The sequence below is a fragment of the Shimia sp. MMG029 genome, from assembly GCF_027947445.1.
GTDB lineage: Bacteria > Pseudomonadota > Alphaproteobacteria > Rhodobacterales > Rhodobacteraceae > Shimia.
In genome coordinates this window covers 171,615-192,197 of record NZ_JAQJIM010000007.1, presented here as the reverse complement: position 1 = coordinate 192,197, position 20,583 = coordinate 171,615, and the positions used below count along the sequence as shown (strand labels likewise).

The window sequence follows — 20,583 nt, the reverse complement described above, 5'->3', positions numbered from 1 at the left end:
AATTTAATAAAAGTAACAGAGTTACTAAGGGAATTTGGAACTGGAGGACCAACATGGCAAAAGTAGCACTCGTCACCGGCGGTAGCAGAGGCATCGGTGAAGCCATTTCTAAAGCACTTAAGGCGGAAGGGTATGACGTCGCCGCCACATATGCTGGCAACGATGAAAAGGCGGCAGCCTTCACCGAAGCCACCGGCATCAAGACCTACAAGTGGAATGTGGCAGACTACGAAGCCTCCGCCGCGGGAATCGCACAGGTTGAGGCTGATCTTGGCCCGATTGACATCGTGGTGGCAAATGCGGGCATCACCCGCGACGCGCCGTTCCACAAAATGACCCCTGAACAGTGGAACGAGGTTGTTGATACAAACCTCACAGGTGTGTTCAACACCGTTCACCCAGTCTGGCCAGGAATGCGTGAGCGTAAATTTGGCCGCATCATCGTAATCAGCTCAATCAATGGCCAGAAAGGCCAATTTGCACAGGTCAACTACGCTGCCACAAAGGCAGGCGATCTGGGCATCGTGAAATCCCTCGCTCAGGAAGGCGCACGGGCCGGCATCACAGCAAACGCCATTTGTCCGGGGTATATCGCGACTGAAATGGTCATGGCGGTTCCTGAAAAAGTGCGTGAGTCCATTATTGGCCAAATCCCAACGGGACGCCTGGGCGAACCGGAAGAAATTGCACGCTGCGTGACTTTCCTCGCCTCGGAAGATGCAGGTTTTATCAATGGTTCGACAATCTCCGCGAATGGCGGCCAATTCTTCGTCTAACCCGTAAGAGTACCAACTGCAGAGGGCCGGTCTTTAGGGACCGGCCCTCTCTGTTTGCCCCGTAAGTGCTTTGAAAGTTCTGCTTTCAAGCGCAGCGGGACGGTTCCGTAAGTGCCATTTGGCGCAGCGGAAGCTTTTTAATGCCAAACAAAGCTCGAAAAATGCCAAAAAAGACTCGACTACGCTCTGCATGCGCTGCTTCGAAGGCTTGGCGGGTACGGGCGTTGTGCGCGGTCTCAATCATGGCTCTCTCACTCGCAGTTGAATGTATTGAATAACTGCACCCAATATGAATTTAACTATAGCCTCTGACAAACGAGACTTTTCATACTTTCAGTTAAGCTGTACTTAAGTGAATATGCCTGACCGCCTGCCTCCACTAACTGCTCTGCGCGCCTTTGAAGCTGCTGCAAGACACATGTCCTTCGCAAAAGCGGCTGAGGAACTTTTTGTGACACCGGCGGCTTTGTCTTATCAGATAAAATCTCTCGAAGAGCATTTGGGCGCACCGCTGTTTCATCGCCTCAATCGCGCCGTTGCTTTAACTGAGATTGGAAACAGTCTGGCACCCGGCGTTCAGGAGGGATTTCAGACACTAACCGCTGCGTGGCGATCAGCGCAGCGCCAGACGGATGACGCAACACTGATGGTCACAGCCGGTCCAGCATTCACCGCGAAATGGCTGGCGCCCCGTTTTTATGAATTTGCACGCGCGCACCCGGACATCGATCTTCGATTTTCTGCCACTTTGCGAAATTTGGATTTCAATCGGGATGAAGTGGATGTCGCAATCCGGTTTGGTGAAGACCACAAAGAGCCGGGTTTGTGGTCTTTTCCCATGGCTCAAGAGTGGGTCACCCCCGTTATGGTACCGGAAATGGCGGAACGTTTCCCAACGCCAGAGAGCCTGTCAACAGCAACATTGATACACGACGAGTCAATTGATTTCCTGCGTCCACGCGCTGACTGGGCGGCCTGGTGCCGGTTGATGAAACTTGACGTAGACACAAATCACGGCCCCCGGTTTTCAGGCGCAGACCACAGCATCGACGCGGCGCTCGCCGGCGCAGGGATCGCTTTGGGTCGGCGAGCGCTGGTTGTGAAAGACATCCATGAAGGACGCCTCGTTGCGCCATATGGGCACGCCATTTCTCTCAAAGCACGCTTCAGGTTCTTATGCCGCGAGGGCACGCAAACCCGCCCCCACATTGCCGCCTTGCACAGCTGGATGATGAAAGAGATTGAAAAAACTGCCGCTGTGACCCAAGCGTTGTCTCTCACACCGGTCGAGGAGATTCCCCCACATGACGCGCACTAAGTCCACAGCCGTCGGATTCATCGCTGTTTTGCTTTGGGCACTGCTGGCGCTTTTCACCGTGGGCAGCGCCCCTACTCCACCGCTGCTGCTGAACGCCCTATGCTTCACAGTCGGAGGCATGATCGGTGTGATTTGGGCTCTCATGACGGGCGAGTGGCGTGCGCTCTCCAAGGTGCCGTTTAAGGTATATCTTTTCGGAACACTTGGTTTGTTTGGCTACCACGCGCTTTATTTCAGCGCCCTTAGGCTCGCACCCGCAGCAGAGGCTGGCTTGATCGCCTATCTTTGGCCTCTGCTGATAGTATTGCTCTCAGGGCTTCTACCGGGTGAAAGACTGCAAGGCGGCCACCTGCTTGGCGCGCTCCTGGGCTTTGCTGGGGCTGCGCTGATCATTGGCGGTGGTGACGTTGGTTTCAATCCTGCACATTTGCCGGGCTATGCACTGGCTCTGGCCTGCGCTTTTACTTGGTCAAGCTATTCGGTGCTCTCCCGTCGCATGGGAGATGTGCCTACCGTTTCAGTTGTGGTGTTTTGCCTAGCAACAGCCGCTTTGTCAGCAGGGCTTCACTTGCTGCTAGAAGAAAGCATCTGGCCAAATACCACGGTGGCATGGGGCGCCATTCTCGCGCTCGGATTGGGGCCTGTCGGGCTGGCCTTTTATGTTTGGGATATCGGTGTCAAACGCGGTGACATTCAATTGCTTGGAACCGCTTCATACGCAGCGCCACTCTTATCGACATTGACGCTGGTCGTATTCGGATTTGCGGAGCCCAGCCTACACTTGGGCGCTGCAACACTCCTTGTCACTGGCGGCGCAATCTTGGCTGCGCGCGCCAGCCTTAAAACAGCTCAGGTCTAAATCGAGAGCCTGTTGATCTCTTCTTTAAGTCGGAGCTTTTGTTTCTTTAAGTCGGCGATGGCGAGGTCACTGCTGCCTGGCGAACGTTGTTCCTGTTCGACTTGATCAGAGAGGGCTTCATGTTTGCGTTTCAGCTCTTGCAAGTGTGCGCTTACGCTCATCTTGGTCTCCTATCCAAACGATCTTTAGCCCATACAGTGCAGCACATAATCCAGCGTCTGTCACGCACCGACTGTGTCACATTCGAAACACAAGAGATTTTCCGCCACATCCACGCCCCGCTGTCATATGCGCGACATGGGGTCATCGAAACGGGCGGCGAATCAGCCCCCCCTGACTGCCGGACTGATACGACGTCTACGGGAAGGTCAGCGCAGCGCCGTTGCGCAAAACATCGCGAATTTGCTGCGTATAACTTTCACCATCGTGTTGATGCACAGCGCCTTCGTGCATCACCACTGGCGCATGTAAACGAAAGGCCGCACGCGCGCCTTTCTGGGCACGCACCAAAACCAATCCGGCATCTCGCCCCACACGCGCCTGCAAAGGCAACACTTGTAGCGCACCCAAGACTCCGGACATCTCCGCGAGCAGCTCAGGCAGTTTTTCAGCGCGGTGAATGAACGTCGCTGTTCCCCTTGGTTTCAGCCGCTTCGCAGCCACCGCCACCCACTCAGCAAGCGGGGTGATCTCTCCCATCGCAACATCACGCCCGGTGTCCTCTGCGCGCGTGCTGGCAGACCGATTAAAATAGGGGGGATTGGCCAAAACGTGATCAAACTGTCGCTGCTTCAGCGCCTCAGGAAGCGCTGTTAAATCTGCGTCCCAAATACGAGCGACAGCCTCGTTTTCTGTCACGTTTTTTCGCGCCAAAGCTGCATAATCCGTCTGGATCTCCACAGCGTCAAAACACACGCCTGCGACTCTTGCGTGCAGGCACAGAAAGGCCGCACCAACGCCGCATCCCAACTCCAATACGTGATCGCCTGTCTTGGCTGGAACAGACGCCGCCAGAATGACCGGATCGACCCCCGCACGGTAGCCCTTGGTGGGCTGCCAAAGTTGCACACGACCGTTCAAAAATTCGTTTAGAGACGCCTCAAGCTCCATCACGGACGCCCCATCGCTATCTCATTGTCACGCATAACGCGCTCAGCGCGCTGCAAGTCTTCGCTCCGCACCATAAGGCGACGTGGAAAAATTCCGATGCCTCCTTCTAAGATGCTCATATTTACGTCCATTTCAAAGCAGTCTATACCCTCCCCTTGAAGCAGGGCTGTGGCAAAGGCGATGATGGTTGGATCGGTGCTACGCAAAAGCTCTTTCATAATGGGGATGTAAAGTCAGGGATCGACGATTGTCGAGCCCTCACGTCAGGAAGTCTAAGATGAGCCTCGATCACGCTGCCAGCAAACCACATGAAGCCCTCGCCACTTTGTTGCGCGACGACATGGAGGCGGTCAACAACCTTATCGAAGCGCGCATGGCATCAGAACATGCACCGCGCATACCAGAAGTTACTGCCCATTTGGTTGGCGCCGGGGGCAAACGCCTGCGCCCCATGCTCACACTCGCTGCCGCGCGCCTGTGTGGATACAATGGCCCACACCATGTGCACCTCGCTGCGACCGTCGAATTCATTCACACTGCTACGCTTTTGCATGATGATGTCGTTGACGAAAGCGCGCAGCGCCGCGGGCGCCCCACTGCAAACCTGCTGTGGGACAACAAAAGCTCGGTTCTGGTTGGCGATTACCTCTTTTCTCGCAGTTTTCAGCTGATGACGGAAACCGGGTCACTCGATGTACTTCGGATCCTCTCAAACGCATCCGCCACCATCGCCGAAGGCGAGGTTCTGCAACTCACAGCAGCGACCGACCTGCGTACCGACGAGAACATCTATCTGCAGGTTGTGCGTGGCAAAACCGCAGCGCTCTTTTCTGCCGCCACCGAGGTTGGCGGTGTGATTGCTGATGCAGGTCCGGAAATCGTGAAGGCTCTGTTTGACTACGGAGATGCACTTGGCATCGCCTTCCAAATTGCCGACGATCTTTTGGATTATCAGGGCGAGACATCACAAACAGGCAAAAACATCGGCGACGATTTCCGCGAACGTAAGCTCACACTTCCAGTTATTAAAGCCATTGCACGGGCAACAGAAGACGAGCGCCAATTCTGGGTGCGCACCATAGAAAAAGGGCGCCAACAGGACGGTGATCTTGAGCATGCACTTGAATTGATGGACAAATACGGCACGCTCTCAGCCACGCGTGATGATGCCTATGCCTGGACAGCAAAAGCCAAGGCCGCGATGGCCAAACTGCCAGAGCATGAAATCCGAGACTTGCTCACTGGCATTGCGGATTACGTGGTTGAACGCCTGAGCTGATCAAACAAACAGGCGCGCTCGGATCATACCAAAGCGCGCCTTAAGACAGCGAAAACTGCTTAAAACTCAGTTCTGATTCTCTGCGGTCAACGGCGCAGCACCCTCTTCTTCCAAAACCACATCGAGGCCATCTTCCAGTTTGCGGCGAATACGATCAGGATTGGCTTCCTCAACCGTGTCACCGTCCACAAAACTCAATGCGCGACGCCATTGAAACTGTGCTTCAAGCTTGCGCCCCACGGCCCAATAAACGTCACCCAAGTGGTCGGTCACAACCGGGTCAACCGGCATCAATTCAACGGCGCGTTCCATGTGCTCAACAGCCTCCTCATACCGTCCAAGACGGAAAAGAACCCAGCCAAGACTGTCCACGATATAGCCACTGTCGGGACGCACTGCCACGGCGCGCTCAATCATATCAAGCGCTTCATCAAGTTTGATCTGCTTTTCAACAAGTGAATAGCCAAGATAGTTCAGAACTTGTGGCTGCTCGGGATTAAGCTCCAGCGCTTTGCGAAAATCTGCCTCAGCCTGCTCCCACTGATCAAGCCTTTCGTGGCTGATGCCGCGCGCATACAAGAGGAACCACTGGCGGCGCTCAAGCGTGTCATACAGCCCTATCGCCGCATCGTAAGCTTCTATCGCACCTGCAAAATCACGCTCCTGGCGGCGCAGATCGCCCAACGCAGTAAAGACGTAAGGCACATCACCATGGCTGCGCGTCAGCTGCTCAAGAACTTCAAGCGCGGCCTCCGTTTTGCCAGTCTCCCGCAGGGCCTCCGCTCTTCCGAGCTCAGCAGCATGAAACGAAGGGTCCTCGGCTGGAACCTTTTGGTATGTCTGAGAGGCCAATTCATACCGACCAAGCGTTTCGAGCAATTCAGCCGTCATCAACAACGCTTCTGTGTGGGTCGGGCGCAGGTATTCGGCCACACGCGCATACAATAGCGTGTAGTCGGCATTTGCTTCATTGCGCAACGCGCTTGCAATCGAATGATACACCTCGGCAATACCATCTGCGGCACTGGTCACATGCGTGAAGGGCAAGGTTTCCCCAGCCACCAAGCGATCGCGCACCTCGCGCAGAGCGGGATCCAAATCACTGCCGAACGCAGAATCAATGCGTGCGATAGCGTCTTCATTGCGCTCAAGCTGCGACAGAACCTCAACTTCACTCATCACGCCGCGGCGCGTCAGCTGCAGCCCATCCATCGCATCGGCCTCATAGACGCTCAGCGCGCCCTCAAAATCGCCCACGGACGCCAAAGCCATCGCTTTGTGGTATGCGGCAAACCCACCAAGCCCAGGCTCATTGGAAACCTCGTTGAATGCCTCAAGACCCTCAGACATTTCCCCGCGACCAATCTCAGCCCAAGCTTTCAACAAGCCATCAACGAGAGGCCCGACACCGCCATCGGCCAAGCGTTCAAGAAGTTCCGTAAAATTCCCGTCTTCAACCAGTCCAGTCGTCAGGGCCATCTCGGCAAGTTGACTGCCATTGCCATCCGCGACCATTTGACGGGCAATCGGCATGGCACGATCAATTTGACCGAGAGCGAGAAAGGCGAGAACCGCATTTTCTTGCAGCAGCGGATTGCCTGGGTCCCGTGTAAGCGCCTGCGTGAAGTACCGCGCAGCTTCACTGTAGTCCGCTTCATAAGTGGCCTGGCGTGCAGCGAGGTATGATCCTGCAAGACCGTCTGCATACGATGGAAACGACAGCGCGGCCAAAACCGCTGACAAGGCAACTGATCTGATAAGCTTTTTGGCCACGTGAAACTCCCATGCATAGGCTATCCCTAGAACGTAGTCGTGCCCATTGGGACACGCAATGGTGGGCAGGCAATAATGCGCCCAATTCCGTTCAAGTTTTGGAGGGAAGACCTGTGTTCCGCAAAAATCAGCCAGCCAAACGCAAAACCCCGGCCTGTTTGCGCAGACCGGGGATTGGCTGATGCCATGTTGCACCAAAAGGATAATCACATATTCGGGTAGTTTGGTCCGTCGCCGCCTTGCGGGGTGACCCATGTGATGTTCTGGCTTGGGTCTTTGATGTCGCAGGTTTTGCAGTGCACGCAGTTCTGGAAATTGACCACAAAGCGGGCGTCTTTGCCCTCTTCTTCCACGACCTCATAGACACCGGCCGGGCAGTAGCGCTGTGCAGGTTCTGCGAACTTCGGCAGGTTCACGGCCACAGGGGTTTCCGGGTTGGCCAAGCGCAGGTGGCAAGGCTGGCTTTCCTCATGGTTTGTCATGGAAAAGCTCACATTCGTCAGACGGTCAAACGACAGTTTGCCATCGGGCTTGGGATAGTCGATCGGCTTATGCTTGCTGGCCTCTTCTGTGGCCTCTGCATCGGTCTTGCCGTGTTTGACCGTGCCAAACAGGGAGAAGCCAAGGGTGTTGGTCCACATGTCCAGACCACCCAGCATCAAAGACGCGGTCAGCCCCCATTTGGACCAGATCGGCTTCACATTGCGCACCTTCTTGAGGTCTTTGCCAATCGCGCCGGTGCGCACCTCTTCTTCATAAGCGCTCAGCTCATCGCCGGAACGCTCGGCCTTGATCGCCTCAAAGGCGGCTTCCGCAGCGGCCTTGCCAGACAGCATCGCATTGTGGTTGCCCTTGATGCGCGGCACGTTGACCATGCCCACAGAACAGCCCAGGAGCGCGACGCCCGGCGCCACCATTTTTGGCATGGACTGATAGCCGCCTTCTGAGATCGCACGCGCGCCGTAAGCCACGCGTTTGCCGCCCTCAAGCAGTTTGGCCACCTTGGGGTGATGCTTGAAGCGCTGGAATTCCATGTAGGGGAACAGATGCGGGTTTTTGTAGTTCAGGTGCACCACAAACCCGACATAGACCTGATTGTTCTCAAGGTGATAGATGAAGGAGCCGCCGCCCGCATTGCTGCCCAGCGGCCAGCCCATGGTGTGGGTCACTTCGCCTTCGTTGTGCTTCTCCGGGGCGATCTCCCAGATCTCTTTCATACCCACGCCAAACTTCTGCGGCTCTTTGCCGTCCTGCAGATTGTATTTGGCGATCACCTCTTTGGCGAGCGAGCCCCGCACGCCCTCAGAGAGGAACACATATTTGCCGTGCAGCTCCATGCCGGGCTCGGTGCCGGGGCCATAAGAGCCGTCTTCTTCCAGACCAAAGACCCCGGCCACCACGCCTTTGACTTCGCCATTGTCGCCATAGACCAGCTCAGAGCACGCCATGCCCGGGAAGATCTCCACGCCCAGCTCTTCGGCCTGCTCCGCCATCCAGCGACAGACATTGCCCATGGAGACAATGTAGTTGCCGTGGTTGTTCATCAGGGGCGGCATCGGGAAGGTCGGGATGCGGATTTCGCCGGCTTCGCCCAGCATGAAGAAGTTGTCTTCTTTCACCGGCGTATTGAGCGGCGCGCCTTTGTCTTTCCAGTCAGGGATCAGCGCATCCAGACCGCACGGGTCCAGAACCGCACCAGACAGGATATGCGCCCCAACCTCAGAGCCTTTTTCCAACACCACAACGTCGAGGTCCGCATCAAGCTGTTTCAGACGGATCGCAGCTGACAGACCCGCAGGGCCCGCGCCAACAATCACAACATCATACTCCATGGCTTCGCGTTCGATTTCCGACATTGGCTTCCCCTTCCGGCTCGCTGGGTAATATTCTTTCGCATCTGCTAGCGTGACTATATTCGATCCGTCAATCAGAACCCGACGACATTTCGCCCCATTAAAGTGATTTTGCGGCACAGCCGCACATTTATCCTTGCAATAGGAGGACCACTTGCATTTTTAAGGAGCCTCGGTGCATGCTGCACTGCAACAGTTGAAACAGAACTGCCGCCCTGCTGTTATGGCGGCCAAAAACCAACGGGACCGCACCCATGGAAAAACTACCAATGACTCGCGCTGGTCACTCAGCGCTCGAAGCGGAATTGAAGCAGCTGAAAACAGTCGAACGTCCTGCAATCATTGAAGCAATTGCCTCTGCGCGCGAGCTTGGCGATCTCAAAGAGAATGCCGAATATCACTCTGCACGTGAAAAACAGGGCTTCATTGAGGGTCGTATCAAAGAGCTTGAAGGCGTGATTGGGCTCGCCGAGGTTATTGATCCTGCGACCTTGTCTGGCGCCATCAAATTTGGCGCAACAGTCACCTTGGTGGACGAGGACACTGACGAAGAGAAGACATGGCAAATTGTTGGCGAGCACGAAGCCAATGTGGAAAAGGGTCTTCTCAACATAAAATCGCCAATCGCCCGCGCCTTGATCGGCAAAGAAGAGGGCGACAGCGTTGAAGTGCGCACGCCAGGCGGCGAAAAAAGCTACGAAGTGCTCACGATCGCGTATAAGTAACTGATGAGTACCAGACAGACAGGTATGAAAGACGAAACGCAATCCCAGTCAACGCCGCTGGGAATCTACGAAAAGCCTTTGCAACCAAAGATCACCGTCATTGAGTGGATTGCGGTTGGCGCGACTTTCGCTTGGTTGCTCGGGGCGGTCGTGTTCTTTATGATTCTTCCTGGCAATCCGTTTGATCATTCCGACGGTGTCGCCTTCTTGATGACACTGTTCACGGTGTTCATGCCCGTTGCGATGATTTGGGTAGCAGCAACCGCTGCCCGCTCATCGCGCGTGATGCGTGAGGAAAGCGCGCGCCTTCAAGCCGCCATTGACGCAATGCGACGCACCTATGTGCTGCAGGCCCAGGGCGCACAAGCCGCCCAGGGCGTTGAACCGTCTGTGACAAAAAAACTGGATGAAATCGCAGCGGCGACTCGGAAAACGGAAACTGCTCTGGCAACCTTCTCATCCAGCCGTGACCGAACAGACAGCATTCGCAAACCCGCATCACCTGACACGCCAGAGCATGCGCAGATCGATCAGGGCACGCTCGCCTTGGGCACGCCAGCAGAGGATCTTTCTCCGCCTCTCGCGCGTTCCGATTTCATCCAGGCCCTGAATTTCCCTGAAAACGCAGAGGATGCAGATGGCTTTGCCGCTTTGCGTAAGGCGCTACGCGACAGGCAAGCCGCCCAGCTGATTCAAGCGAGCCAAGATGTGTTGACCTTGCTCAGTCAGGACGGGATCTACATGGATGATTTGCGACCAGACTTGGCACGGCCTGAAATTTGGCGCCGTTTCGCATCAGGCGTGCGTGGCAAGCCCATCGGCGCATTGGGCGGGGTGCGAGATCGCAGTTCTCTTGCATTGGCTGCGGGCCGCATGAAGCAAGATGCGATTTTCAGGGACGCCGCGCACCACTTCCTTCGTCGTTTTGACAACAGCTTTGTCGAGTTTGAGGAAACAGCAACCGACTCAGACATCGCAGCGCTTTCCGAAACACGTACAGCGCGCGCATTCATGCTTTTGGGCAGGGTTGCTGGGATATTTGACTGACCCTTACTTGGAGACAGGAATGCCGCGTTCAGCTCAAACCGAACGCTGTGTAGGGGTAGTATGCAACAAGGCTCCCCTCGCAGACCTGCATCGCCTCATCCGGCAACTCAACCAATCCATCTGCCCAGCTTAAACCACTGATCCGACCTGACCCTTCTGAGCGAAACACCTCTGCTTTGCCGTCCCTCAGACGTGCCCGAAGGTATTCTCGCCTTCCCGCTTTCTTGCTCTTTGTGAACGCTGCGGGCACCCACTGCGGCGCTGGAAGTTGCCACCCTGCCCCCGCCAGACAAGACATCGCAGGTTTCGCAAAGATCAATGTACAAACCATCGCCGCAACCGGGTTTCCCGGTAGGCCAAATACGGGCGTTCCATTCCACACCGCCAAAGCAAGCGGCCGACCCGGCTTGATGGCAAGGCGCCAAAGCGCCATCGCTCCTGTCTCATTCAACAGAGCTGACATGTGATCTTCGTCCCCAGCAGAAGCGCCTCCAGACGTCAGGATCAAGTCAGATTTCATCGCTGCTTCATCAAGAAACCGCTTCACGGCCAACCGATCATCGGGGGCACGCCCCATATCTACCGGCTCGAATCCAAACTGTAAGATCATTGCCAACAGCATTGGGCGATTGGCGTCATAAATCTGATCAGCACGTGCGGTGTCACCCGCCTCTGCCAGTTCGTCTCCGGTCGAAATAACTCCGACTTTCAGTCGCTTATAAACCTTAAGCGCACCAACACCTGTGGCCGCCACAAGGGCCAAGTCAGCAGGTGTTATCTGTCGGCCCTTGACCAAGATCACATCACCGGCGGCGACATCCTCGCCTGCTTTGCGCGTGTTCGCGCCTTTCTTGAGAGGCCCATGAAACGCAATCACGTCACCGTCCGTGTTAACATCTTCCTGTAAAATCACGGTATCCACGCCCTGAGGAATAGTTGCGCCCGTCAATATCCGTATCGCGTGTCCTTCTGGAACCGTGCCCTGATAGGGCGCACCGGCAGCAGAGCGCCCCAGCACCAACGGAAGGCTCTGTGGACCATTTACAATATCAGCATGTCGCAAGCCGAAACCATCGACAGCAGAGTTGGGCTGAGGCGGGTTGGAACGCTGCGCTATCAGGTCTTCTGACAAAATGCGGCCAAGCGCGTCTGCAAGCGCCACATATTCTTCGCCGACGCAAATATCCAAGCGCTCTTGGAGCAGCGCCAAAGCTTCGGCAACAGGCGTCCAATGCGTGTCTGAAGGCAGCGCGAAACAATCGTTTTTCAACGGTGGTGGCACCAAGTCATTGTCTTCAGCCATAGTCATACCCTCCCGGCAACCACCTGAAACAGCGTCTACATTCCAAGATCAGCGAGAATAAAATCTGCGATCGCGGTGGTGTCATCCAATTCTATCACCGGCCGGTCAATTTCAAGCGGCGTGTCTGAAGCTATCGCACGCACAGTCAGGTCGTCCGGCGCTATCAGCGGATTGCCAGTCACCGCGCGGTGCGCTTCGATCTTGCGGTGATCGTCACGTTTATAACCTTCAATCAAGATCAAATCGACGGGCGCGAGTTTCTCCAACAATTCTGAGAGTGGCGGCTCTTCTGCATCACGCAGTTCGTGCATCAAAGCCCAACGCGTACCACTTGCCAACAGCACTTCGCTCGCGCCAGCAACCCGGTGCCGATGACTATCTTTTCCGGGCTGGTCCACGTCAAAACTATGGTGCGCATGCTTGATGGTCGAAACCGAAAATCCGCGTCCCGTAATTTCGGCCACCAAGCGTTCCATCAACCCTGTCTTGCCGGAGTTTTTCCAACCGACCACGCCATAAACCTGCTTCACTCTTCTGCCTCTCCAGACATCCGGCGCGCCTCTTTCAGGTCCTCCGGGGTGTTGACATTAAAGAACGGATCCAAGCCGTTATGCATGAATGTGGCTTCACCAGCGTTGTGCTTATCCGTCCACAACACCACTTTTCTAAGACCGTCTTTCAATGCGTTTCGCAAGTCATCCCGCAGCGCAACTGGCCAAAGCCCAAATGTTGGCTGCCGCCAGACTTTAGCACCAATCTGACCTGATGCCGCGAGTGCAATCGGATGGTCTGCCTGCTCGGAAGCCAAAAGCAAACGCGGGACCAAATCGCATGGAAAAAACGGGGTGTCAGCCGCAGCAGTAACGATGGATTCGGCGCCTTGCTCCGCGGCCCAATCAAGGCCCGCAAGGACACCGGCAAGAGGGCCCGGGTACTCTGCAAGAGAATCCGGCACCACTGGTAAAGCCAAGTCTTCAAACCGCGCAGGGTCGCCATTGGCATTTAGCGCAACCCCCGCCACCTGCGGCTCCAACCGGTCAATGACATGCTGTAATATACTGCGATCCCCAAGCATGAGGCGGCCTTTGTCACCACCGCCCATACGTGTGGCCTGCCCGCCAGCGAGGATCACTCCCAAAGGTTGCTTCACGCTGTTTCTCCGCCTTTGCGTCCTTGTTTGCGGGGTTCTTGCGGGATGCTGTGCGGATCGGCATCTCGCACGAGACGCTCTTCTCCGCTCAAACAGACAAACCGCTGCCCCCGCATGCGGCCAATCAGGGTCAAGCCAACCTGTTGTGCGATTTCAACGCCCCATGCGGTGAAACCAGAACGGGAAGCCAGAACAGGAATGCCCATCAACGCACATTTGATCACCATTTCTGAGGTCAGCCGCCCCGTGGTATAAAGCACCTTGTCCTCTGCGCTGACGCCTTCCTGAAACATCCATCCGGCGATCTTATCAACCGCGTTGTGGCGGCCTACATCTTCCATATAAACAAGGGGTTGCGCCCCCTGACACAACACCGTGCCATGGATAGCCCCCGCCTCCAGATAGAGAGAGGGCGTGCGATTGATTTTATGCGCCAGAGTGTACAGATCGCTGGTGCGCACTGCGGTCTTGGACAGCGTGACACCGTCTAAGCCTTCCATCATATCGCCAAACACTGTGCCGACAGCGCAGCCGGATGTGCGGGTTTTTTTCTTGAGCTTTTCTTCGTGGTTTGTTTGCGCTTCGGTGCGCACCACGACGACTTCAAGCTCTTCATCATAATCCACGCCCGTCACTTTGTCTGACGGCTGAAGCATGCCTTGGTTGAGCAAAAAACCAAGAGCGAGATAGACTGGATGATCCCCAATGGTCATTGCCGTCACGATCTCGCGGCTGTTGAGGTAGATGGTCAGGGGCCGCTCTTCCACAACTGAGATTTCAGTCGGTTGCCCAAATTGATCGGTGCCCATAACGGCCCGCGTCAAACGCGGCGCTTTGGGGTTTGGCGCAATCAAATAGCCCGCTGTCTCTGGTGCATCTGCCATGAAACATCCTCCACATCGCATTGAAACCTAATCAGCTTTCCCGAGAATGACCACCACCAATCCAACACGTTTGCGTCTGTTCAATCCATTGCAACCCTGCCCTGAGTTGGTTAGGCGTTGCATGCTTTGTTTGCTTGGCGGACCTCATGACATCTTTCTTTGATCGCACCGAGTTTATGCGCGGCTTTCGCCATGGTCTCCCCTTCCTATTGGTGGTTGGGCCTTTTGCCCTGCTGTTTGGGGTTGTGGCCACGGAAACGGGGCTCCCTGTCTTGCAAACCCTTGCTTTTTCAGTGGTTGTCATTGCCGGGGCGGCCCAATTCACCGCGCTGCAGCTTATGGCGGAAAACGCGCCGACATTTGTTGTGATTGCCTCCGCGCTGACCGTAAATCTGCGCATGGCGATGTACTCGGCATCGCTGACACCACACTTTGGGGGCCTGCCTTTCTGGCGACGGGCCTTCGTCGCTTATGGCTTGGTCGATCAGAGCTATGCCCTTGCAATCATTGAGTTTGAGAAGCGTACTGAAATGACGCTGGGGCAAAAATTCTCTTACTTTGTGGGCTCCATTACCCCTGTGTTTCCAGTCTGGTACGCCGCCACGTTGGTGGGCGCGGTGGTGGGGCAGGCCATTCCGCCTTCCTTTGCGTTGGATTTTGCGGTGCCGATCACATTTCTGGCGATGATCGGGCCGATGCTGCGCACCAAAGCCCATGTTCTGGCGGCGGTGGTCTCTGTCATCACGGCGCTGACATTCGCCTTCCTGCCTTGGAATCTCGGGCTGATGGTGGCCGCTGCGGCAGGGATGATCACCGGAGCTGAAGTTGAGCGACGCACCGAAAAAGTGAGGGATTCCAAATGAATGAGACCACGACCTGGATCATTATCATTTGCATGGGGATCGGCAGTTTTGGGCTGCGCTACGTGTTTCTGGGCATCATCGGCGACCGGCAAATGCCCGAGTGGGTGCTGCGCCACCTGCGCTACACCGCAGTTGCGGTGCTGCCCGGCCTTGTGGCCCCGCTGGTGATTTGGCCAAGCGCCACAGGGGGCGAGCCTGACCCTGCGCGGATGGCGGCAGCGGCGGCGACGCTGGTCACCGGCTATGTCACCAAAAACATACTCTGGGCGATCCTCGTCGGTGCGTTAACCCTTTTTGGCGGGCTGCAAATCCTCTGAAAATCACACGTCGGTATCGCGTCGGTATCCCTACGGTATTGCGTCGGTGGCATTTCACGCACAGAACTTCCACAGATTCATGGTTAACGTGCGCAAATTAGTTGGTCGCCGCGCGCTCATATTCCGGCACAAAAGCCGCAAGAACCTTGGATTTGTCCGCGTCGTCATATTCAAACAGACGATCATAGCTCGCCCCTTTGGCCGCGAAATACTCACTCAGCTTAAGCGGCGAAAACGTGCCCGGCGCATCTTCAAACCCCGGCAAACTCGACAGCAACTGCGAGGTGGTGAGCGCACATTGGGATTCCAACACCGGACCAAGAGACTGCGCCTTGCGAAGTGCCAGTTCGGCGATCTCTGGACTGACGTCCAGAGACTGCACAACAACATGGAAGGTCTCGCGCGCATGGAAGCGGGTGTATTGATCCACAAGGTAAGGTGACATGCCGTAGACCACGTCATTTTTGGCGATGATGCCTTCGGTACGGAATGAGCCAGCCGGATCAAAAGCCACACGTTCGCTGGCGTTGATCAAAAGAGAACTGTGCGCCCCTGCCCCATTGTCATTGGACACCATAGTATAGAGCGTCAGCTGTTTGGGACCGGAATGCGCATACCGCGCCGCAGCAACATCACGGTCGGGTGCGTTGGTCTCCACCGGATTGCGAATGGTACAAGCCGCAACAGAAAGCGCCAGCAAAGCCAGCGCCATCAAACGAAAAGTTCTGATCATGAGGGGGCACCTCTGTGGCCCGAATGCGGCCCTTTAGACCTTAGCTGTTGAAGAGCGCCAAGAAGACCAGAATGCCAATGCTGCCAGCGGCCACATACACAGAAGCTTTGATAAAGCCTGCAAAGGTTTTTTCCTGAACTTCGATATCCATCGAGCCGTGTTTGTGTTCTGCCATGGTCATTCCTCCTGTCGCTTACGTTTTGGATAGCTGATTCAGCATCACCTGTCACCCTGCCTGCGCAAAGCAAGCCCGGTGAAAGGCGACACAAAATGACGCACTGGCCGCGCGCCTACTTCTTCAGCCCTTCTGCCAGGCGGAAACCGATGCGCGTGGGGGCCTTGCGATCATCGCTGGGTTTGGGCAATGCACGCAGCATCACATTGAGCTGGCTGACGTGCTGGACAAGCTGGGTTTTGATGCCGCTTGAGTCCGTGCCGTAGAAGGTCACGATGTCGGGATCAAAATAGCCCATGCCCTCGATCCGCAGCACACCGGCCTCTCCGCCGACAAAACCCATGGCAACTTCGTGGGATTCATCCAGCTGCTTTTCGAAGTTCTGGATATAGAGGATCAGCCGCTCATAGGCCCATTCCGCTGCGCTTTTGGATTGTACGGGTTCCTTGGCGACCTTTTCGGGCACCTCGACCTCTGCCACGTCTGGATTTGAATGTACCTCACGGCGGCGGGGCAGAGCCGCAGCCTCTGCTGCCTCTGCTGTGGTCTTGATGTCTTCGCTCATAAAAGCTGCCTTATTTGATCCTCTGCCAAACGTAGGCGCCATCTTCGCGCATTGTCCGGCTTATCTCCCCAATCTGGTTGAGATGGTTCAAATGAGCAAGGGCCTCCACCAAGGCGAGACCGTAGGCCCCTTCATCAATGGTGCGCTTGAACAAAGGCGGGAAGCATTCGCCTGCGGTTTTCGGATCGTCCAAATGATCTTTCAAGCGGTCGAGCGCGCCGTGGTGGTTGTCGATCAGTTGGCGCATGCGGGTTGGCGCGCCGGTGAAGGGCAGTTTGTGGCCGCCAAGAATCAGCTGATCCTCCCGCGCGTAGGTCGCCAGCCGTTCACAGGCCTCCAGCCAATCCGCCACCGGATCGGCCTCTGGCTCTGTGGCGTAGACGCCGATGTTGGAGCTGATGGACGGTAGGATCTGATCGCCGGACAGCACCAGATGATCATCGCGGCTCCAGAAAGTGGCGTGCTCTGGCGCGTGGCCGTTGCCGATATGCACGTCCCAGTCCCGCCCGCCCATGCGGATCACATCATCCTGTTTAATGCGCTTAAAGCCAAGCGGCATAGGCGCGACCATATCAGCAAAGTTGAAAGGGCGTTCGCTGGCACGTTTCTGGAAAATCTCTTCGTCCATGCCGCAGGCGCGGTAGAAATCCAGCGTTTCCTGACGCGGCAAAGCCTGTTCATCGAGCTGCAGCATACGGGCAAACAGCCAAGCCGTGCGGGTGGTCCAGAGCTCCGCACCATGTGCGGACTGAAACCAGCCCGCAAGGCCAACATGATCGGGGTGGTGGTGGGTGACGACAACCCGCCCCACGGGTTTTCCCGCAAGCGGGCCATCAAGAAGCTTTTGCCAGATCGCGCGTGATCGCTTGCTGTCAAACCCTGTGTCCACCACCGTCCAGCTGTCGCCCTCATCCAGCGCATAGATGTTGACGTGATCAAGCTTCATCGGCAACGGCAGGCGCATCCAGAGCACCCCTTCGGCCACGGTGATGGCTTCCCCCTCTGCCGGGGGAGTGTCCCATGGATAACGGATGCCGCCGGCCGCGCCGTCTGCCATCAGGCGGCTCCCAGTTCTTCTGGGCTCAGCGCATAGAGATCGCTTGCACCTTCCATGGCGTGGGCCAGCACGCCTGCATGCTCTGGCAGCAGGCGTTTGATGTAGAATTTCGCCAGTTTGCTGCGTGGACCTTCACCGCCCTCCGCAATGGCGGCACGCAGGTGGTAGTAGCCACCCAGCACGCGGGCAAAGCCGCGCAGGAACGGCACGGAGCCAGCAAAGCGGTCGTTCAGATCGCCCTGTGCCACCATCCATTCGGTGGCCTCGCGCAGGGTTTCGGTGGCCTGCCACAGAGGCTCTGCCAGATCGGCCATGCTTTCACGCACTTTTTCGGCGCAGTCTTCGATCTCATCAAGGATGGCGTAGGCAGCGTCGCCACCATCCATCAGTTTGCGCGCCACAAGATCCATGGCCTGAATGCCATTGGTGCCTTCATAGATCGCGGTCACACGCACATCGCGATAAAACTGCGCAGCGCCGGTTTCTTCGATGAAACCCATGCCACCGTGGACCTGCACACCGTCTTCGGAGACTTTCATGCCCACATCAGTGCCAAAGGCTTTGGAAATCGGGGTGAGGAAGGCGGCGCGGGCTTTCCAATCTGCGGCGCCTGTGGCGGTGCCCATGTCAATCGCGACAGCGCAGGCCATTTCGATGGCGCGGGCCGCGAAGATGTCGGCTTTCATGCCGGTCAGCATGCGGCGCACATCGGCGTGATCCATGATGGTGCCGGTGCCACCCTCGATCGGGCTGCGGCCCTGGGTGCGGTCCATCGCGTAGCTGAGGGCGTGCTGATAGGCCGCTTCGGCGGTGCCGACGCCCTGACCACCCACGCCGAGGCGTGCGTTGTTCATCATGGTGAACATGGCTTTCATGCCACCATGCTCTGGCCCGACCAGCCAGCCTTTGGCCCCGTCGTATTGCATCACGGCGGTTGGGGAGCCGTGCAGGCCCATTTTGTGCTCAAGGCTGACCACTTTCAGGGTGTTGGCCACACCCGGTGCGCCGTTTTCGTCTGGCAGGAACTTCGGCACGATGAAGAGGCTGATGCCTTTGGTGCCGGGCACACCATCGGGCAGACGGGCCAGCACAAGGTGGCAGACGTTTTCGGTGAAGTCGTTGTCCCCCCAGCTGATGTAGATCTTCTGACCGGTGACCGCGTAAGAACCATCACCGTTCGGCTCCGCTTTGGAGCGCAACGCGCCCACGTCAGAGCCTGCGGCGGGCTCAGTCAGGTTCATGGTGCCGGCCCATTCACCTGAGATCAGCTTGGGGAGATAGGTTGCTTTGATCTCATCAGAGGCGTGATGCTCCAGCGCTTCGATCTGGCCTTGGGTCATCAGCGGGTTGAGCTGAAGCGACAGACAGCCAGAGGCCATCATTTCGTTGACCGCTGTGGTGATGGAATGGGGCAGCCCCATGCCGCCAAAGGCCGGATCGGCGCTGGTGGAGACCCAGCCGCCTTCTGCAATCTGTTTGTAAGCCTCACCAAAGCCCGGAGAGGTGCGCACCACCCCGTTTTCCAGCACGGCCCCTTCAAGATCGCCATTGCGCTGCAAGGGCGCCATGACCTCTTCGACCATTTTGCCTGCTTCTACCAGAATGGCATCGCGCGTATCGCTGTCCGCATCGCCAAAGCGTTCGGTTGCAGAGATCTGAGCGAAATCGACCACGTGATCGAACAGGAATTGGAAATCAGTCACTGGGGCGCGAAAGGGCATGTGTCTCTCCGGCAGGCTTGGCTTTGTGTAATGACGCTTGTATGCAGCTTTTGAACGCCAAGATAGTGGGGTGGCTGACCCTATCATAGCGGAACGCCACGTCACAGGAGAGCCCTGAGTTGGATACCAAAACCCTATCCGCCACCGCCGATGGCTTTGCTGAGGCTGCGACTGTACTGACAGGCGGTGGTTTGGTCGCGTTCCCTACGGAAACCGTTTATGGACTGGGGGCTGACGCCCGTCAGGACCATGCCGTGGCGCGGATTTTTGAGGCCAAAGGGCGCCCCCGTTTCAACCCGCTGATCGTGCATGTGGCCAATGTGGAAGCTGCGAAACGCTACGTCATTTGGAGCGATACCGCAGATCGGATCGCCGCAGCCTTCTGGCCCGGACCACTGACGCTGGTGCTGCCGATCCGCCCGGATTCGGGCCTGTCTCCGCTCGTCACCGCCGAATTGCCAACGCTGGCGATCCGCGTGCCAGCCCACCCGGTGGCCAAGGGCCTGCTTGCGGCCTTTGATGGCCCGGTTGCCGCGCCTTCGGCCAATCCATCGGGCAAAATCAGCCCGACCGAAGCCGCCCATGTGATCGCAGGCCTCACAGGCCGGATTGAAGCGGTGGTGGATGGCGGGGCCTGTGATGTGGGCGTGGAATCCACCATTCTCGGGCTATCAGAGACCCCAACACTGCTGCGCCCCGGTGGCCTCCCGGTGGAAGCATTGGAAGCCGCGCTGGGTGCGCCGGTGACCGGGCGGGCAGACAACGCCCCGCTGACCGCGCCGGGACAGATGACCTCTCACTATGCCCCCGGTGCTACGGTGCGACTGAACGCAACCGACATAACCGCTGGCGAGCGACTTTTGGGCTTTGGCTACGTTGAAGGGGCAACGCTAAATCTGAGCCCTGCGGGCGACCTGACCGAAGCGGCGGCAAATCTGTTTCACCATCTGCACAAGCTTGACCAGAACGGAGACGCACCCATCGCGGTGTCGCCGATCCCGGAAACCGGACTTGGACTGGCGATCAATGACCGGCTGAAACGGGCAGCTGCGCCAAGGGATTGAGCCCTCACGTC

At 56.9% G+C, this 20,583-nt stretch carries 24 protein-coding genes; 9 read left to right on the top strand and 15 right to left on the bottom strand.

Features of this window, described 5'->3' with window-relative positions; genetic code table 11:
* Positions 1–53 precede the first annotated feature (53 nt).
* Complete coding sequence (gene phbB, locus PJL69_RS16290) at positions 54–776, top strand: acetoacetyl-CoA reductase (protein WP_209101057.1); 723 nt, start codon at positions 54–56, stop codon at positions 774–776.
* 85 nt (positions 777–861) lie between these two features.
* Here phbB and PJL69_RS16285 read toward each other — a convergent pair whose 3' ends face one another.
* Positions 862–1,020: a hypothetical protein gene (locus PJL69_RS16285; protein WP_271310604.1), complete on the bottom strand. Its 159-nt coding sequence runs from the start codon at positions 1,018–1,020 to the stop codon at positions 862–864.
* A gap of 114 nt (positions 1,021–1,134) precedes the next feature.
* Between PJL69_RS16285 and gcvA the strand changes: the two genes are divergently transcribed.
* Positions 1,135–2,094, top strand: a complete 960-nt coding sequence (gene gcvA / locus PJL69_RS16280; RefSeq protein WP_271310603.1) for a transcriptional regulator GcvA — start codon at positions 1,135–1,137, stop codon at positions 2,092–2,094.
* Positions 2,081–2,953, top strand: a complete 873-nt coding sequence (gene yddG / locus PJL69_RS16275; protein WP_271310602.1) for an aromatic amino acid exporter YddG — start codon at positions 2,081–2,083, stop codon at positions 2,951–2,953. The genes gcvA and yddG overlap by 14 nt, the downstream gene beginning before the upstream one ends.
* Here yddG and PJL69_RS16270 read toward each other — a convergent pair.
* From PJL69_RS16270 to PJL69_RS16260, 3 genes are all read right to left on the bottom strand, one after another.
* On the bottom strand, positions 2,950–3,114 hold the full coding sequence (locus PJL69_RS16270; RefSeq protein WP_209101053.1) for a YdcH family protein: 165 nt from the start codon (positions 3,112–3,114) through the stop codon (positions 2,950–2,952). The two genes, yddG and PJL69_RS16270, sit on opposite strands and share 4 nt — an antisense overlap.
* Positions 3,115–3,310: 196 nt before the next feature.
* Complete coding sequence (locus tag PJL69_RS16265; RefSeq protein WP_271310659.1) at positions 3,311–4,063, bottom strand: tRNA1(Val) (adenine(37)-N6)-methyltransferase; 753 nt, start codon at positions 4,061–4,063, stop codon at positions 3,311–3,313.
* Complete coding sequence (locus PJL69_RS16260; RefSeq protein ID WP_209101051.1) at positions 4,063–4,281, bottom strand: putative signal transducing protein; 219 nt, start codon at positions 4,279–4,281, stop codon at positions 4,063–4,065. The genes PJL69_RS16265 and PJL69_RS16260 overlap by 1 nt, the downstream gene beginning before the upstream one ends.
* A 59-nt stretch (positions 4,282–4,340) precedes the next feature.
* Between PJL69_RS16260 and PJL69_RS16255 the strand changes: the two genes are divergently transcribed.
* Positions 4,341–5,342 carry a polyprenyl synthetase family protein gene (locus PJL69_RS16255; RefSeq protein WP_271310601.1) on the top strand — a complete coding sequence of 334 codons (1,002 nt, stop codon included), beginning with the start codon at positions 4,341–4,343 and terminating at the stop codon, positions 5,340–5,342.
* Between the two features lie 66 nt (positions 5,343–5,408).
* On the opposite strand, the gene PJL69_RS16250 is transcribed toward PJL69_RS16255, so the two are convergent.
* Complete coding sequence (locus PJL69_RS16250; RefSeq protein ID WP_271310600.1) at positions 5,409–7,115, bottom strand: tetratricopeptide repeat protein; 1,707 nt, start codon at positions 7,113–7,115, stop codon at positions 5,409–5,411.
* A gap of 206 nt (positions 7,116–7,321) precedes the next feature.
* Positions 7,322–8,971: an electron transfer flavoprotein-ubiquinone oxidoreductase gene (locus tag PJL69_RS16245; RefSeq protein ID WP_271310599.1), complete on the bottom strand. Its 1,650-nt coding sequence runs from the start codon at positions 8,969–8,971 to the stop codon at positions 7,322–7,324.
* A 251-nt stretch (positions 8,972–9,222) separates the two neighbouring features.
* Here PJL69_RS16245 and greA point away from each other — a divergent pair, with 251 nt between their 5' ends.
* Together greA and PJL69_RS16235 are read left to right on the top strand one after the other, a co-directional pair.
* Positions 9,223–9,693, top strand: coding sequence for a transcription elongation factor GreA (greA, locus tag PJL69_RS16240; protein WP_209098474.1), 471 nt, complete (start codon positions 9,223–9,225; stop codon positions 9,691–9,693).
* A 3-nt stretch (positions 9,694–9,696) separates the two neighbouring features.
* Positions 9,697–10,740, top strand: coding sequence for a hypothetical protein (locus PJL69_RS16235; protein WP_271310598.1), 1,044 nt, complete (start codon positions 9,697–9,699; stop codon positions 10,738–10,740).
* Positions 10,741–10,768: 28 nt separating this feature from the next.
* Here PJL69_RS16235 and PJL69_RS16230 read toward each other — a convergent pair whose 3' ends face one another.
* Genes PJL69_RS16230 through fdhD form a run of 4 tightly spaced genes read right to left on the bottom strand, consistent with a single transcriptional unit; the run spans position 10,769 to position 14,077 of the window.
* Positions 10,769–12,043 (bottom strand): molybdenum cofactor synthesis domain-containing protein, encoded by a 1,275-nt coding sequence (locus PJL69_RS16230; RefSeq protein WP_271310597.1) that lies wholly within the window; start codon positions 12,041–12,043, stop codon positions 10,769–10,771.
* 35 nt (positions 12,044–12,078) lie between these two features.
* Entirely contained in the window at positions 12,079–12,519 is a 441-nt protein-coding gene (gene mobB / locus PJL69_RS16225; RefSeq protein WP_271310658.1) for a molybdopterin-guanine dinucleotide biosynthesis protein B, read from the bottom strand.
* 50 nt (positions 12,520–12,569) lie between these two features.
* A complete protein-coding gene (gene mobA / locus PJL69_RS16220) occupies positions 12,570–13,193 on the bottom strand; it encodes a molybdenum cofactor guanylyltransferase MobA (protein WP_271310596.1) in 624 nt (207 codons plus the stop codon).
* On the bottom strand, positions 13,190–14,077 hold the full coding sequence (gene fdhD, locus PJL69_RS16215) for a formate dehydrogenase accessory sulfurtransferase FdhD (RefSeq protein WP_271310595.1): 888 nt from the start codon (positions 14,075–14,077) through the stop codon (positions 13,190–13,192). The genes mobA and fdhD overlap by 4 nt, the downstream gene beginning before the upstream one ends.
* 146 nt (positions 14,078–14,223) lie before the next feature.
* Here fdhD and PJL69_RS16210 point away from each other — a divergent pair, with 146 nt between their 5' ends.
* Entirely contained in the window at positions 14,224–14,940 is a 717-nt protein-coding gene (locus PJL69_RS16210; RefSeq protein WP_271310594.1) for an AzlC family ABC transporter permease, read from the top strand.
* Entirely contained in the window at positions 14,937–15,257 is a 321-nt protein-coding gene (locus PJL69_RS16205) for an AzlD domain-containing protein (RefSeq protein ID WP_271310593.1), read from the top strand. The genes PJL69_RS16210 and PJL69_RS16205 overlap by 4 nt, the downstream gene beginning before the upstream one ends.
* Before the next feature lie 97 nt (positions 15,258–15,354).
* Here the strand turns inward: PJL69_RS16205 and PJL69_RS16200 are convergent, their stop codons facing one another.
* From PJL69_RS16200 to PJL69_RS16180, 5 genes are all read right to left on the bottom strand, one after another.
* Positions 15,355–15,990 carry a hypothetical protein gene (locus tag PJL69_RS16200; protein ID WP_271310592.1) on the bottom strand — a complete coding sequence of 212 codons (636 nt, stop codon included), beginning with the start codon at positions 15,988–15,990 and terminating at the stop codon, positions 15,355–15,357.
* Positions 15,991–16,030: 40 nt separating this feature from the next.
* Positions 16,031–16,165 carry an aa3-type cytochrome c oxidase subunit IV gene (locus PJL69_RS16195; RefSeq protein ID WP_209098461.1) on the bottom strand — a complete coding sequence of 45 codons (135 nt, stop codon included), beginning with the start codon at positions 16,163–16,165 and terminating at the stop codon, positions 16,031–16,033.
* A 115-nt stretch (positions 16,166–16,280) separates the two neighbouring features.
* Positions 16,281–16,730, bottom strand: a complete 450-nt coding sequence (locus tag PJL69_RS16190) for a DUF6173 family protein (protein ID WP_271310591.1) — start codon at positions 16,728–16,730, stop codon at positions 16,281–16,283.
* Between the two features lie 10 nt (positions 16,731–16,740).
* On the bottom strand, positions 16,741–17,787 hold the full coding sequence (locus PJL69_RS16185) for an MBL fold metallo-hydrolase (protein WP_271310590.1): 1,047 nt from the start codon (positions 17,785–17,787) through the stop codon (positions 16,741–16,743).
* Positions 17,787–19,508 carry an acyl-CoA dehydrogenase gene (locus PJL69_RS16180; protein WP_271310589.1) on the bottom strand — a complete coding sequence of 574 codons (1,722 nt, stop codon included), beginning with the start codon at positions 19,506–19,508 and terminating at the stop codon, positions 17,787–17,789. The genes PJL69_RS16185 and PJL69_RS16180 overlap by 1 nt, the downstream gene beginning before the upstream one ends.
* Positions 19,509–19,627: 119 nt before the next feature.
* Between PJL69_RS16180 and PJL69_RS16175 the strand changes: the two genes are divergently transcribed.
* The gene (locus tag PJL69_RS16175; protein ID WP_271310588.1) at positions 19,628–20,572 is read left to right on the top strand and encodes an L-threonylcarbamoyladenylate synthase; all 945 of its coding nucleotides are present in this window, start codon (positions 19,628–19,630) and stop codon (positions 20,570–20,572) included.
* Positions 20,573–20,583: the final 11 nt, after the last annotated feature.

What these genes read in the sequence shown, in the direction of transcription:
- PJL69_RS16255 (WP_271310601.1), top strand. Translation starts at nt 4,341, where the DNA reads ATGAGCCTCGATCACGCTGCCAGCAAACCACATGAAGCCCTCGCCACT.
- mobB (WP_271310658.1), bottom strand. Translation starts at nt 12,519, where the DNA reads ATGGAACGCTTGGTGGCCGAAATTACGGGACGCGGATTTTCGGTTTCG.
- PJL69_RS16235 (WP_271310598.1), top strand. Translation starts at nt 9,697, where the DNA reads ATGAGTACCAGACAGACAGGTATGAAAGACGAAACGCAATCCCAGTCA.
- gcvA (WP_271310603.1), top strand. Translation starts at nt 1,135, where the DNA reads ATGCCTGACCGCCTGCCTCCACTAACTGCTCTGCGCGCCTTTGAAGCT.
- yddG (WP_271310602.1), top strand. Translation starts at nt 2,081, where the DNA reads ATGACGCGCACTAAGTCCACAGCCGTCGGATTCATCGCTGTTTTGCTT.
- PJL69_RS16205 (WP_271310593.1), top strand. Translation starts at nt 14,937, where the DNA reads ATGAATGAGACCACGACCTGGATCATTATCATTTGCATGGGGATCGGC.
- PJL69_RS16190 (WP_271310591.1), bottom strand. Translation starts at nt 16,730, where the DNA reads ATGAGCGAAGACATCAAGACCACAGCAGAGGCAGCAGAGGCTGCGGCT.
- PJL69_RS16195 (WP_209098461.1), bottom strand. Translation starts at nt 16,165, where the DNA reads ATGGCAGAACACAAACACGGCTCGATGGATATCGAAGTTCAGGAAAAA.
- PJL69_RS16185 (WP_271310590.1), bottom strand. Translation starts at nt 17,787, where the DNA reads ATGGCAGACGGCGCGGCCGGCGGCATCCGTTATCCATGGGACACTCCC.
- PJL69_RS16180 (WP_271310589.1), bottom strand. Translation starts at nt 19,508, where the DNA reads ATGCCCTTTCGCGCCCCAGTGACTGATTTCCAATTCCTGTTCGATCAC.
- PJL69_RS16245 (WP_271310599.1), bottom strand. Translation starts at nt 8,971, where the DNA reads ATGTCGGAAATCGAACGCGAAGCCATGGAGTATGATGTTGTGATTGTT.
- PJL69_RS16270 (WP_209101053.1), bottom strand. Translation starts at nt 3,114, where the DNA reads ATGAGCGTAAGCGCACACTTGCAAGAGCTGAAACGCAAACATGAAGCC.
- PJL69_RS16260 (WP_209101051.1), bottom strand. Translation starts at nt 4,281, where the DNA reads ATGAAAGAGCTTTTGCGTAGCACCGATCCAACCATCATCGCCTTTGCC.
- greA (WP_209098474.1), top strand. Translation starts at nt 9,223, where the DNA reads ATGGAAAAACTACCAATGACTCGCGCTGGTCACTCAGCGCTCGAAGCG.
- PJL69_RS16210 (WP_271310594.1), top strand. Translation starts at nt 14,224, where the DNA reads ATGACATCTTTCTTTGATCGCACCGAGTTTATGCGCGGCTTTCGCCAT.
- PJL69_RS16200 (WP_271310592.1), bottom strand. Translation starts at nt 15,990, where the DNA reads ATGATCAGAACTTTTCGTTTGATGGCGCTGGCTTTGCTGGCGCTTTCT.
- fdhD (WP_271310595.1), bottom strand. Translation starts at nt 14,077, where the DNA reads ATGGCAGATGCACCAGAGACAGCGGGCTATTTGATTGCGCCAAACCCC.
- PJL69_RS16265 (WP_271310659.1), bottom strand. Translation starts at nt 4,063, where the DNA reads ATGGAGCTTGAGGCGTCTCTAAACGAATTTTTGAACGGTCGTGTGCAA.
- PJL69_RS16285 (WP_271310604.1), bottom strand. Translation starts at nt 1,020, where the DNA reads ATGATTGAGACCGCGCACAACGCCCGTACCCGCCAAGCCTTCGAAGCA.
- phbB (WP_209101057.1), top strand. Translation starts at nt 54, where the DNA reads ATGGCAAAAGTAGCACTCGTCACCGGCGGTAGCAGAGGCATCGGTGAA.
- PJL69_RS16230 (WP_271310597.1), bottom strand. Translation starts at nt 12,043, where the DNA reads ATGGCTGAAGACAATGACTTGGTGCCACCACCGTTGAAAAACGATTGT.